Origin of the sequence: Chryseobacterium sp. ISL-6 (assembly GCF_018613715.1) — a bacterium.
GTDB lineage: Bacteria > Bacteroidota > Bacteroidia > Flavobacteriales > Weeksellaceae > Chryseobacterium > Chryseobacterium paludis.
Window position 1 is genome coordinate 479571 of the sequence record NZ_JAGGPT010000006.1, and the last position, 11867, is coordinate 491437.

At 34.9% G+C, this 11867-nt stretch carries 13 protein-coding genes; 6 read left to right on the top strand and 7 right to left on the bottom strand.

Annotated features, from left to right (window positions below; translation table 11 throughout):
- Positions 1-9 precede the first annotated feature (9 nt).
- The 3 genes from J7E44_RS13075 to J7E44_RS13085 form a co-directional block, all read right to left on the bottom strand.
- Positions 10-1539 carry a hypothetical protein gene (locus tag J7E44_RS13075; RefSeq protein WP_214830457.1) on the bottom strand — a complete coding sequence of 510 codons (1530 nt, stop codon included), beginning with the start codon at positions 1537-1539 and terminating at the stop codon, positions 10-12.
- 76 nt (positions 1540-1615) lie between these two features.
- Complete coding sequence (locus J7E44_RS13080) at positions 1616-3157, bottom strand: glycine--tRNA ligase (protein WP_214830459.1); 1542 nt, start codon at positions 3155-3157, stop codon at positions 1616-1618.
- A 236-nt stretch (positions 3158-3393) separates the two neighbouring features.
- The gene (locus J7E44_RS13085) at positions 3394-3594 is read right to left on the bottom strand and encodes a hypothetical protein (protein ID WP_214830461.1); all 201 of its coding nucleotides are present in this window, start codon (positions 3592-3594) and stop codon (positions 3394-3396) included.
- Between the two features lie 152 nt (positions 3595-3746).
- On the opposite strand from J7E44_RS13085, the gene J7E44_RS13090 reads away from it, so the two are divergent.
- Positions 3747-4442 carry a pseudouridine synthase gene (locus J7E44_RS13090; protein WP_214830463.1) on the top strand — a complete coding sequence of 232 codons (696 nt, stop codon included), beginning with the start codon at positions 3747-3749 and terminating at the stop codon, positions 4440-4442.
- A gap of 83 nt (positions 4443-4525) precedes the next feature.
- Positions 4526-5548 (top strand): quinone-dependent dihydroorotate dehydrogenase, encoded by a 1023-nt coding sequence (locus J7E44_RS13095; protein ID WP_214830464.1) that lies wholly within the window; start codon positions 4526-4528, stop codon positions 5546-5548.
- 157 nt (positions 5549-5705) lie between these two features.
- On the opposite strand, the gene J7E44_RS13100 is transcribed toward J7E44_RS13095, so the two are convergent.
- The gene (locus tag J7E44_RS13100) at positions 5706-6590 is read right to left on the bottom strand and encodes a hypothetical protein (RefSeq protein ID WP_214830466.1); all 885 of its coding nucleotides are present in this window, start codon (positions 6588-6590) and stop codon (positions 5706-5708) included.
- 30 nt (positions 6591-6620) lie between these two features.
- Positions 6621-7865 (bottom strand): DUF445 domain-containing protein, encoded by a 1245-nt coding sequence (locus J7E44_RS13105; protein ID WP_214830468.1) that lies wholly within the window; start codon positions 7863-7865, stop codon positions 6621-6623.
- A gap of 105 nt (positions 7866-7970) precedes the next feature.
- Here J7E44_RS13105 and msrB point away from each other — a divergent pair, with 105 nt between their 5' ends.
- The 4 genes from msrB to J7E44_RS13125 all read left to right on the top strand — a co-directional run bounded on the left by msrB (position 7971) and on the right by J7E44_RS13125 (position 10116).
- Entirely contained in the window at positions 7971-8414 is a 444-nt protein-coding gene (gene msrB, locus J7E44_RS13110) for a peptide-methionine (R)-S-oxide reductase MsrB (RefSeq protein ID WP_214830477.1), read from the top strand.
- A 7-nt stretch (positions 8415-8421) separates the two neighbouring features.
- Positions 8422-8811, top strand: coding sequence for a DUF7079 family protein (locus J7E44_RS13115; protein WP_214830479.1), 390 nt, complete (start codon positions 8422-8424; stop codon positions 8809-8811).
- A gap of 98 nt (positions 8812-8909) precedes the next feature.
- Positions 8910-9668, top strand: coding sequence for a murein L,D-transpeptidase catalytic domain family protein (locus J7E44_RS13120; RefSeq protein WP_214830480.1), 759 nt, complete (start codon positions 8910-8912; stop codon positions 9666-9668).
- A gap of 67 nt (positions 9669-9735) precedes the next feature.
- Complete coding sequence (locus J7E44_RS13125; RefSeq protein WP_214830482.1) at positions 9736-10116, top strand: cupin domain-containing protein; 381 nt, start codon at positions 9736-9738, stop codon at positions 10114-10116.
- Positions 10117-10190: 74 nt separating this feature from the next.
- On the opposite strand, the gene fabF is transcribed toward J7E44_RS13125, so the two are convergent.
- Together fabF and J7E44_RS13135 are read right to left on the bottom strand one after the other, a co-directional pair.
- Positions 10191-11435 carry a beta-ketoacyl-ACP synthase II gene (gene fabF / locus J7E44_RS13130; RefSeq protein WP_214830484.1) on the bottom strand — a complete coding sequence of 415 codons (1245 nt, stop codon included), beginning with the start codon at positions 11433-11435 and terminating at the stop codon, positions 10191-10193.
- A gap of 2 nt (positions 11436-11437) precedes the next feature.
- Positions 11438-11863, bottom strand: a complete 426-nt coding sequence (locus tag J7E44_RS13135) for a PaaI family thioesterase (RefSeq protein WP_214830490.1) — start codon at positions 11861-11863, stop codon at positions 11438-11440.
- Positions 11864-11867 lie beyond the last annotated feature (4 nt).

An 11867-nucleotide genomic window follows, 5' to 3' on the forward strand; every position in this document is an offset into this window, starting at 1 on the left:
ATTCTTTTATTAGTAGTTAAGTCTTTCAAGACGTATTTTATTGAATTTTTCTTTCTCATTAAATTCTCTCAAAAGAATATAACCTTCTTTTCCTACATATGGAGTTACTGTAAAGTTATCTTTTTCAGAAATCGGAATGACTTCCTGTTTGAATTTTCCATCGATTACAGTATTGATAAATAGATTCCATTTTTTTTCTCTCGTTGCCTCATCTTTCTGATAATCGCGGTAGAAGAAAACTACGTCTTTCCCATCGTTCAGATACTGTGAAAACAGATAATCTGCATTTACCCACTTGGATTTTTCTTTTTCAAAAACCTTCAGTTCTTTTATATTGAAATCTTTATCGGTATAGATGTATACAAGATCTGTCGTTTTGGGAGCATTGTACTGGCCTTCAGGTTTAAATTTTTCAGATAAAATTCCGACACTTCCATCACTCATAAAATACATGTCTTTGGTCTGAAGGTAATATCCGTTTTCCACCCCTCCATCTGCGCTGATATTTTTAAGGTGAGCCGAATAATCAGGTTTGAAATTTAAAGCCTTCAAATCTGTAGTAAAATCATTTTTATTGACAACCAGACGGGCAAAGCCACGCATTTTATCAGAAACAAAATTCTTTCCGGTTAAAACAATCTTATCATCAAAAGTTTTATCATTGTCAATTCTCGATTCCCCTGTTGCAAAAAAATCAATATTATAGATCGTTTCCGGTGAAAGGCCTGTGACAGGTTTATTAGAAACCTCCTGTCCGGTTTTCATATCAATGACAAGCATAGAAAATGTTTTATCATCTCCATTTACATTTCTTAAAATTCCGTAGATATATTTTTCATCTTTATCTAAAACACTAAGATCAGAAAATACTTTTTTGCTTCCATTGGTGTTGTATTTATACCTCCAGATCTCTTTTTTGTTTTCATTAAATTTTATAATGCTGTTATTATTGACATATTTGCCATAGTCATGATACTCCACAGCGATAAATCCGCCTTCTTTTACTTCGCTAACGGCAGAAACGTAGTTATACCCTTTTTCTTTCTTTTCTTCACGGTTTTCTTTTCTTTCCTCTTTCCAGGTTTTTGGCTGAGTGATTTCTGTAAAAACACCTTCCTTATAGTCATAATAGACCTTAGGGGCAACAGTATTTGTTTTTAGATCAACAACCATAGAAGGAGGAGGAGCGGTCAGTACTCTTTTGAAAAGTTGGATGTAAGTGATGTCAGTAGGTTGTAGAATGATCTTTCCTTTAAAATCTAAATATCCAAAATAAGAACCAACACTGTTGTCTCCTTCAAATTCATTATTGGCAACAGGATTTAAATTTTTATCTAGAATTACATAACCGAATTTGTTAGTGGTTTTTCCTGTCTTTCCATAGGAATATACAGAAACATAACCGTATAGATTATCTTTTGTGTCAAAAAGGGCATTCATTCCGATGTACTTTCCCGAAGCCAGTGCCGCCAGATCCTGTGTTTGCGAATAATATAACGCCTGAACAAGACCGAAGGCCACCAATAGAATTTTTTTCATAGCTATAATTTGCGCCAAAAATAATGAATTAACCTATAGAAAATAAAAAAGCCTTGAAAAAATCAAGGCTTTCGTTCTATATTTTTGAAAGTAAATTTCTGAAATTCACTTTCTCATCAATGATCCTTCTTAATTCCGATACCGGAACTCTTTCCTGTTTCATGGTGTCCCTGTCTCTTATCGTCACGGTGTGGTCAATAAGGGAATCGTGATCTATTGTGATACAATAAGGAGTACCAATAGCATCTTGTCTTCTGTATCGTTTTCCGATGGCATCTTTTTCTTCATAGAATAAGTTGAAATCGTATTTTAGGTCATTAAAGATCTTCTCAGCATATTCTGCCATACCATCTCTCTTCATTAAAGGAAGAATTGCCGCTTTTACCGGAGCTAAAGCAGGGGGTAGAGATAGAACTGTTCTTTCTGAACCATCTTCCAGGATTTCATCTTTTAAACAATGAGAGAATACAGAAAGGAATAATCTATCCAGACCTACAGAAGTTTCGACAACATAAGGAACATAGTTTTCATTTCTTTCAGGATCAAAAAACTGAAGTTTTCTTCCTGAATGTTTCTCATGAGCTTTTAAGTCGAAATCTGTTCTTGAGTGAATACCTTCAAGTTCTTTAAAACCAAATGGGAAATTAAATTCGATATCTGCAGCAGCATTAGCATAATGAGCCAATTTCTCATGATCATGGAATCTGTAATTTTCATTACCTAGACCTAAAGCAAGATGCCAGTTCAGACGTTTTGTTTTCCACTGTTCATAGAATTCAAGTTCTGTTCCCGGAGCTACAAAGAACTGCATTTCCATTTGTTCAAATTCACGCATTCTGAAAATAAACTGTCTTGCAACAATCTCATTTCTGAATGCTTTTCCGATCTGAGCGATACCGAAAGGAAGTTTATGACGGGATGTTTTTTGTACATTTAAGAAATTAACAAAAATACCCTGAGCCGTTTCAGGTCTCAAATAAAGATCCATTGCCGAATCAGCAGAAGCTCCCAATTTCGTTCCGAACATCAGGTTAAACTGTCTTACTTCCGTCCAGTTTTTTGAACCGGTATCCGGATCAGCAATTTCCAATTCCTCAATTAATGATTTTACATCAGCAAGGTCTTCATTTTCCAGAGACTTCGCTAATCTTGAAAGAATAGCCTCTCTTTTTGCTCGGTATTCCAGGATTTTAGGATTGGTAGCTTCAAACTGAGCCTTATCAAAAGAATCTCCGAATCTTTTTGCCGCCTTTTCAATTTCCTTATTTTCTTTATCTTCAATTTTAGCACAATAGTCTTCTACCAAAACATCTGCTCTGAAACGCTTTTTAGAATCTTTATTGTCAATTAATGGATCGTTAAAAGCGTCCACGTGGCCTGATGCTTTCCAAGTAGTTGGGTGCATAAGGATCGCTGAATCGATACCCACAATATTTTCGTTAAGCTGTACCATTGCTTTCCACCAATATTGTTTGATATTATTTTTTAGTTCAGCACCATTCTGCCCATAGTCATAAACAGCGGATAAACCGTCATAGATCTCACTGGAAGGGAAAATAAAACCATATTCTTTAGCGTGAGAAATCACTTTCTTGAAAACATCTTCTTGCTTTGCCATAATTTTTTTTACTTCTGAAGTGCAAAAATATGAATTTGGAATCCAAATTCATGAAATTCAACAAAAAAAGCAGTTAAAAAACTGCTTTTAAATATTTAGGATGCTAAAAATGATAGCTTAATGATAAACCATTCCGTGAAAATAATGAGATTAACAGAAACCGAAGGCCTGAGATTTTTCAGGTTTAGAGATCGTTCGATTAGTTTTACAACTATATTTTTATGCTTGACAAAGGATCAATATCGATAAGAACCAACATTAGAAATTGTCATCAACAAACAACCACCAGCTCCGATAATGAATATAATTGCAGCTACAATTAATAATAATATTCTTGTTACTTTATTCTTTTTAGGATCGGTCGCTGCTAAAGTAATAGCAACTGCCACTATGGAAATAATAACAAGTGCTACGAAAAAATTAAAATATTCGTTCATATTCTTAAATTACATAAATATAGAGATTTTTGAAAATAGGACTGGAATTTTTATTAACAGGATGAATTGTAAATGAAATATCAAGTATTTACTCCGCAAAATGATGCTACTATAATCGGGCTAGATCGATCGAAAATTTCTACTTTTGTCCCATGTTAGAAATTCTTTATCGCGATGAATATCTTATTGCCATCAATAAACCAAGCGGATTATTGGTTCATAAATCTTTTTATTCCGGAGAAGCAGATACTTATGCTATTCAGGAATTAAGAAAGCAGATTGGGCAATATGTTTTTCCCATACATCGCCTTGACCGAAAAACTTCGGGTGTTTTACTGTTCACTTTAGATAAAGAAACGTTGAAAATCATGAGTGAGCAATTTGCTACACGGCAGGTTGAAAAGAAATACATTGCAATTCTTCGTGGTTGGGCAAAAGAAGAGGAAACTATTAATTATGATTTAATTAATGAAAACGAAGTCAGGCAAAACGCGATTACGTATTATCATCGTTTACAGATTTCAGAAATAGAATTACCTTTTTTAAAACATCAAACTTCAAGATATTGTTTAGTTGAAGCCATTCCTGAAACGGGAAGATTTCATCAGTTGAGAAAGCATTTTAAGCATATTTTACATCCTATTTTAGGCTGTCGTAAGCACGGATGCAACAAACAAAATAAGTTGTGGCTTCAAACATTTAGCATCAACAAAATGACGCTTCACGCCCATCAATTGGTTTTTAATCATCCTATTTCTAACGAAAGAATTATGGTAAATGCAACTATCGATGACGAATTCAAAAGAGTAGGAGATATTTTGAATTTTGATTTGACTTTGTATTCCTGACATGTTTGTAAGACCTATCCACTTTCAACTTTCCATTTTCAACTCTCCACTAAAACAGCTATCTTTGTCTCCCAAAAAAGGCAATGTACAAAAACCTGATCCGTCCCATTCTTTTTAAATTTGACCCTGAAGAAGTTCACTATTTTACTTTTTCAATGCTTAAAAATTTCTCTTTCTTAACAAAACTTTTTCTTCCAAAACCTATTGAAGATAAGAGATTGGAAAGGGAAGTCTTCGGTTTGAAATTTAAGAATCCAGTTGGATTGGCTGCCGGTTTTGATAAAAATGCAGTGCTTTTTGAAGAGCTTTCAGATCTTGGTTTTGGTTTTGTTGAAATTGGAACGCTGACTCCAAAAGGACAACCTGGTAATGATAAGAAAAGACTTTTTCGTCTGAAAGAAGATTCTGCTATCATCAACAGAATGGGGTTCAACAATGAAGGAGTAGATGCTGCTGTTGAAAGACTTAAAAAAAATAAAAATGTCCTTATCGGCGGAAACATAGGAAAAAACAAGGTGACTCCTAATGAAGAAGCTGTAAACGATTACAAAATTTGTTTTGAGAAACTTTTCCCTTATGTAGATTATTTTGTAGTAAATGTGAGTTCTCCCAATACACCAAACCTTCGTGAGCTTCAGGATAAAGAGCCTTTAACACAGCTTTTAGGTACTTTACAGCAGATGAATACTGAGAAAGCTAATCCAAAACCTATTCTTTTAAAAATAGCTCCAGATTTATCCGACGATCAATTATTGGACATCATTGATATTGTAAAAGATACAAAGATTGCTGGTGTTATTGCTACAAATACAACACTTTCCCGCGAAAATTTAACTTCTGAAAATAAATCTGAAACAGGTGGACTTTCCGGAAAACCTTTAACAAAAAGATCTACAGAGGTAATCCGTTTTCTTTCTGAAAAAAGTGGTAGAGCTTTCCCGATCATTGGAGTCGGTGGGATTCATTCTGCAAAAGATGCTATTGAAAAACTGGATGCTGGAGCAAGTTTAATACAGCTTTATACAGGATTTATTTATGAAGGTCCGGAATTGATCAACGAAATCAACCAAGAGCTTTTAAAAAGAGCAAGTAGACTGCCAAGGTAGAATAGATTTTAAATTCAGGTGACATTTGAATTGGTATTCTGTAAGAATGCCAAGGTTTAATCCTGTAGAAAATCCCTAACGTAATATTTAAAAGATTTCTCCTGTCGTCGAAATGGCAGAACCAGGCTGTAAATAAACAACTTCCTTTGTTTTAATATTATTTCGATTTTACAACTGAAGCATTTTTAATATCTACAACCAAAGTATAAGCAGGACTTGTCGTTGTTTTTTTAATACTAAATTTCAAAACTTTTGGATCCTTGGTCTTACTTTCTGTAGTGTCGTAAATATTATTGATACAGCTTTCCGTAAGAAAATCCTGGTATTTTTTGTAATTCCAGTCGCTGGTAAAGTATAAAACCCGATATCCCTTTTCTCCTTCACTGGCTCCGCACATTCCACAAGCATTGAAATTGGAGGTACGTTCAAAATACAATAAGACCCTATTTCCGGTTTTATCGGAAATATAAGAAACAAGTTCATTGCCACCGTATGGATCTATGAAATCGTAAGTATTGATCTTTTTGTTGTTAGGGAGAATCAGATAGTTGTTGAATCTGTAGATCATACTGTTTTTCGTTAATAGTTTTGCAGGGTGTATGGTATTTCCCAGGATAAAAGTTCCGGAAATTTCATGTTCTGCATGATCACTTTGAAAGTTTAAAATTTCTTTGGGATTCAATGTTTTTGCAATACTGTCTGTTTTTTCGATCAGTCGCGGTGATGTAATCTTTTCAACAAGTATTTTTGAACTTTGTTTTTGTTTGTTTCCAAAGTTGTAGAGATATAGATTTCCATAATCATAAATACCGGTTAACGGGATTTTTTTCTGGTACTTATCATAATAATACCATCCATCGACAAAATGTTGATATTGACTGCAATCTACAATTCCAGCATAACGTAATTGCATAGTAATTGGAATTCCTGCAATTTCTCCTTTGAAGATTTGTGATGAATCTGTAATGTCTTTCAGTTCAACTTTTTGAGCGAAGGAAAGACAGCCTATGAAGCATAGGAGTAGTAAAATGATTTTTTTCATGATTTGGTTATACTTAGTTTTAGTTTTTGATCATATAAAGAAATGGGCAATAGTGTAAATAATTAAGCCAACCAATCCTCCTACCAGTGTTCCGTTTACCCGGATGAACTGAAGGTCCTTACCAACTTCAAGTTCCATTTTTTCACTTAGCTCCTTGCCTTTCCAATTTCCAACCGTTGAGCTGATGAGGTTCCCAAACTGATGGGTGTTTTTAAGAATATATTTATAAGCAGTAACACGTACCCAATGATCGATTTTGTTTTGAAGTTTTTCGTCAGTTTTTAAATTCTGAGAAAACTCATTTAAGTTTTGGGAGATGTATTTTTTAAGAGAAGATTGGTCTTCCTGAAGCTCTTTAGTCAGAGTACTTTTAATAGAAATCCAGATATCATTAGAATATTCATTCAGCTTATCATTTTTAAGAAGCCCATCTTTGATATTTTTAAACTCACCTTCCCATTTTGGATCCTCTTCTAAGTCCTGCGAAAATTCGTAAATCTTTTTTGTAATTAATGAACGGATCTCATGTTGAGGATCTTCTTCTACTTCTTTAAAAAAATCAGAAAGCCCACTTGCTATTTTTTCGGCAATTTTATTGTCAACGAACGAGGGGATAAAAGAATAACTGCCCTTTTTCACCCGGTCCTCGATCATTTCTTCATTTTCAATGATATAGTCTTTGATCTGTTTTGAAAGATTGGTTATAATCCTTTGATGGTCGTTTTTATCCAATAGATAATTAATCCCGTTTCCAATAATAACGTTGAATTTAATATCATTCGTCATTTCAGAAACTTTTTTACTGATAAAACCACTCACAGCAGAATCATCCAATTTATTTAGAATGTCAAGGACAATATCAGAGAGGTTTCTAATTAAAATTTCCTGATTCTTTTCTTTAACCAGCCATTCACCGACAAAATTTGAAATTTTAAGCTTTTGAATATAGGGACGAATATTTTGAGGGGAAAGGAAATTGGTGACCACAAAGCTTCCAAGGTTGTCTCCCAATCTTTCTTTGCTGTTTTCGATAAGATTGGTATGGGGAATAGGGATCCCAAGCGGATGGCGGAATAAAGCGGTTACTGCAAACCAGTCAGCCAAGGCACCTACCATTGCAGCTTCAGAAAATGCACGGACATAACCGATCCAATGGGAAGTATTTGTTTTCTGGAGAATAGTGGTAATCACAAAAATTATCGCCATCAGAACAAATAATCCAGTAGCAAAAGCTTTATATTTTCTTAATTGTTTTCTTTTAGCTTCATCATTCATATGATCAAATTTAGTAAATTTGGTTATGAAATTTTAATTTCATTTAGAGTAATCGTTTTTCTGCAACCACATTCGCAGAATCTTCAACCTGTCAAAATTACATTTATGGAAAACCAAGCAAAAAATAATCCATACTATTCAAGAACAGATACCACAAAATTGAACATTTCCAATGAAGAATGGAAAAAAATCTTGGCTCCGGATCTGTATGCTGTATCAAGAGAAGCTGCAACGGAAAGGGCTTTTACAGGAAAATATAATGAATTTGATGAAATAGGAGACTATTATTGTGCCGTCTGCGGGCATCATTTGTTTCGTTCCACATCAAAATTCGCAAGCAGTTGCGGGTGGCCAAGTTTCTTTGAAGCCGATAAAGAAGGTGTTTATTATAAAAGAGATACTGCTTATGGGATGGAAAGAGTAGAGGTGCTTTGCAAAAGATGTGATTCTCATTTAGGGCACGTTTTTGATGATGGACCAAAACCTACCGGACTTAGATATTGTATGAATTCCGTGAGCCTGGAATTTGTTCCGGATTCCAAAGAATAGATTTGTTTTGGAAGAGCTGCAACATCTGGATGAGCGAAAACTGGTATGGAATGTATTATCCGAATTATACCTGGATACAGAACTTCAGGAATCGGATTTTCAATATGTAGCTTTAAGCCTTTATAAAAGCCCTTTTAGTTTTGATGAAATTAAAAGAATTGATCAGTACGAAGTTTTTCCAGTGCTCTTTTCTAATCTATTAAATCCGGCTGGAGAATGGGGCGGATTTGATGAAAAAAGATTAGTTAAAAATATTATGAACTGGATGGAATCCAGAAGTACACTGGATATTTTTGCCATCAAATGTATTTATGTTCTATATGAACCTGTAAATAGGAGTTATTGGAAAAGACTGGAAGAGATTTATAATCAGATAGATGCTTTTGACGGCCGTTAAAGTTTCTTAAATAGAGTTAAACTTTTTAGAGTTATAACTGTCTGGTAATTATGTTTTTATAATTTTGCTCCACTAATTGATATTTTACATAGGATTGAATGAAAGGATTATATAGCCTATTAGGCTTTGCGTATATGGTTACTACTTCATTTTATATTTCCCCGGAGAAAGGAAATTTAAGGAGTGAGATCATAAGCACAGAAAAAATTGAAAGAGTAAACGATACGAAATCTGAGAAGACGATAAGTACAGTATCTTCATCAGAAGCATTATATAAATCAATTGTATTTGAACCAGGGCATGAGCTTAATGAAGAAGTGTTTTTTAAAGCATTAACAGGATTTGAAAATTTAAAAAAGGCAGGATTGCTGAACCAGGATTCGCACTTATTAACTATCTGCGATTTTTCTATGTCTTCAAATACAAACAGACTTTGGGTGATTGATACACAGGAAAAGAAAGTACTATTTAATTCATTGGTTGCTCACGGAAAAAACACCGGTGAGGAATTTGCAACAAACTTTTCAAATACTGAAAGCTCACTTCAAAGCAGCATGGGATTTTATATTACGGATGCTACCTATAATGGAGACAACGGATATTCTTTAAGATTACTGGGAATGGATAAAGGATTTAATGATGCGGCCTACAAAAGAGCAATTGTAATGCATGGAGCGAACTATGTAAGTGAAGAGTTTGCCACAATGCATAAAAGAATTGGAAGAAGCTGGGGGTGTCCCGCAATTCCAAAAGACCTTACTGCTCCTATCATTAATACCATAAAAGGAAGAAATTGCCTCTTCATTTATTATCCTGATCAGAATTATCTTTCTTCGTCTGAATGGTTGAAGTCTTAATTTACAGGGAGTGATATAAATGGTGCTCACATAGATAATGGTGCCGTAAGAAATAATTAAATATAACATGGAAAACAAAAGTGAGTTTGTACCTTCTTTTAGATTGCTAAGTAATCCTGATGGAACAAGCAAATTCGAGAAAGGTAAAATACCCACATTGAAATCCATGAATACCACTACTTTTTGGATAAGTACCATGACAGAAGAATGGGAAAAGAATGTACATCCAGCTCCCAGGAGGCAGTATGTGGTCACATTAAAAGGAAAAATTTTATTTAAAGTTAGTGATGGTTCTACATTTCTAATTGAACCGGGAATAATTCTAGTTGCAGGAGATACTAATGGTGTTGGTCATAGTTGGGAAATAATGAAGGGAGATCAATGGGAGAGGCTTTATATTCCAATTGCAGAGGGTGAAGATGATTTTTTTATTCCTGACTCTGAATAAAATGAGAAAGCAGTCAATTTTGACTGCTTTTTTTTGTATCTAAAATCTGCTGAATCTCTTTGATCTGCGAGATATTAGTGGCTAAATTTTTTGAAAATCACTGTTGCATTATGCCCGCCAAATCCAAAAGCATTACTTAATGCATAAGTAATATCCTTTTCTTTTGCCTCATTAAATACGATGTTAACATCTTTTGGAATATTCGGATCAATGTTATGAAGGTTAATGGTTGGTGGAATAATTCCATTTTGGATCGCTTTTATCGAGAGTATCGCTTCTGCAGCACCTGCAGCACCTAATAAATGTCCCGTCATTGATTTCGTTCCACTGATATCCAGTTTTTTACTTCCTTTGAAAATACTGCTGATCGCTTTTAGCTCAATTAGATCGCCCAGGGGTGTTGAGGTAGCATGTGGATTGATATAGTCAATATCTTCTGCATTTACACCAGCTTCCTTAAGAGATAGCTGCATCGCTTTGATTGCCCCTGCTCCCTCAGGATGAGGTGCAGTCATATGATAGGCATCTGCAGTCATTGCTGCACCTACCAATTCAGCATATATTATTGCTCCTCTGCTTTTTGCATGCTCATATTCTTCAAGAACAAGAGAGCCAGCACCTTCTCCGATCACAAAGCCGTCTCTCTCAGCGTCGTAAGGGCGGCTTGCTGTTGCAAAATCATCATTTCTCGTAGACATGGCTTTCATAGTAGAGAATCCACCCACTGAAGCCGGGGTAATACCAGCTTCTGAACCCCCACTGATAATTACTTTTGCTTTGCCTAAACGGATATAGTTAAAGGCATCCATTAATGCTGTATTTCCAGTTGCACAAGCAGAAACGGTGGTATAATTAATTCCCTGAAGTCCATATTTCATGGAAATCATTCCGGAAGCCATGTTAGCAATGAATTTTGGCACAAAGAACGGATTAAAACGGGGCGTTCCATCCCCAGTATAATATTCTGCAACTTCATTTTCGAAAGTTAACATCCCTCCCTGTCCTGTTCCCCAGATCACTCCGGTGTCAAAAGGATCCATATTTTCAAAATCTAATCCTGAATCCTGGATCGCTTCTGCAGAGGCATACATTGCATACTGTGTGAAAAGATCACTTCTTTTTATTTCATTATGAGTTAAATGAACTTTAGGATCAAAACCTTTTACTTCGCATGCAAAGTGAACTTTAAATTTTTCTGCATCGAAATGTTTGATCAAAGCAGCTCCGCTTACTCCATTAATACTGTTTTGCCAGAAATCTTCGACATTGTTTCCCAAGGGTGTAACAGCACCCATTCCTGTAATGACAACTCTTTTCATACCTAGTTATTGATTTTAAATAAATTAGAGGTTCCCCTTGCAATTAATCTTGTTTTATCTGCGTTCCATATTTCGCATTGGGCATTCACAAATTGCTTCCCTCTTTTAATGATTTTAGTTTCCGCTACAATATTATCATTTTCTTTCGCAGTTGAAAAATAATCGATGACATTATTTATGGTTGTTATGAAAGAATTTTCATTTAGTGAAAACATAGTGGCACCTATCACGTCATCAACAATTGCCGCGGTTACTCCACCATGAAGATTGCCAATAGGATTCAGCCACTCCGGACGTACGGTATACTGAAATTCCAGATTTCCTTCTTCTACGGAAATAATAATGGGATTCAGCCATTTCATAAAAGGTGAAGGAGACTGATCAAATTCCCTTCCAACGAATTGTCTTAACTGTTCTAATCGATCCATATTG

What these genes read in the sequence shown, in the direction of transcription:
- J7E44_RS13075 (WP_214830457.1), bottom strand. Translation starts at nt 1,539, where the DNA reads ATGAAAAAAATTCTATTGGTGGCCTTCGGTCTTGTTCAGGCGTTATAT.
- J7E44_RS13080 (WP_214830459.1), bottom strand. Translation starts at nt 3,157, where the DNA reads ATGGCAAAGCAAGAAGATGTTTTCAAGAAAGTGATTTCTCACGCTAAA.
- J7E44_RS13085 (WP_214830461.1), bottom strand. Translation starts at nt 3,594, where the DNA reads ATGAACGAATATTTTAATTTTTTCGTAGCACTTGTTATTATTTCCATA.
- J7E44_RS13090 (WP_214830463.1), top strand. Translation starts at nt 3,747, where the DNA reads ATGTTAGAAATTCTTTATCGCGATGAATATCTTATTGCCATCAATAAA.
- J7E44_RS13095 (WP_214830464.1), top strand. Translation starts at nt 4,526, where the DNA reads ATGTACAAAAACCTGATCCGTCCCATTCTTTTTAAATTTGACCCTGAA.
- J7E44_RS13100 (WP_214830466.1), bottom strand. Translation starts at nt 6,590, where the DNA reads ATGAAAAAAATCATTTTACTACTCCTATGCTTCATAGGCTGTCTTTCC.
- J7E44_RS13105 (WP_214830468.1), bottom strand. Translation starts at nt 7,865, where the DNA reads ATGAATGATGAAGCTAAAAGAAAACAATTAAGAAAATATAAAGCTTTT.
- msrB (WP_214830477.1), top strand. Translation starts at nt 7,971, where the DNA reads ATGGAAAACCAAGCAAAAAATAATCCATACTATTCAAGAACAGATACC.
- J7E44_RS13120 (WP_214830480.1), top strand. Translation starts at nt 8,910, where the DNA reads ATGAAAGGATTATATAGCCTATTAGGCTTTGCGTATATGGTTACTACT.
- J7E44_RS13125 (WP_214830482.1), top strand. Translation starts at nt 9,736, where the DNA reads ATGGAAAACAAAAGTGAGTTTGTACCTTCTTTTAGATTGCTAAGTAAT.
- fabF (WP_214830484.1), bottom strand. Translation starts at nt 11,435, where the DNA reads ATGAAAAGAGTTGTCATTACAGGAATGGGTGCTGTTACACCCTTGGGA.
- J7E44_RS13135 (WP_214830490.1), bottom strand. Translation starts at nt 11,863, where the DNA reads ATGGATCGATTAGAACAGTTAAGACAATTCGTTGGAAGGGAATTTGAT.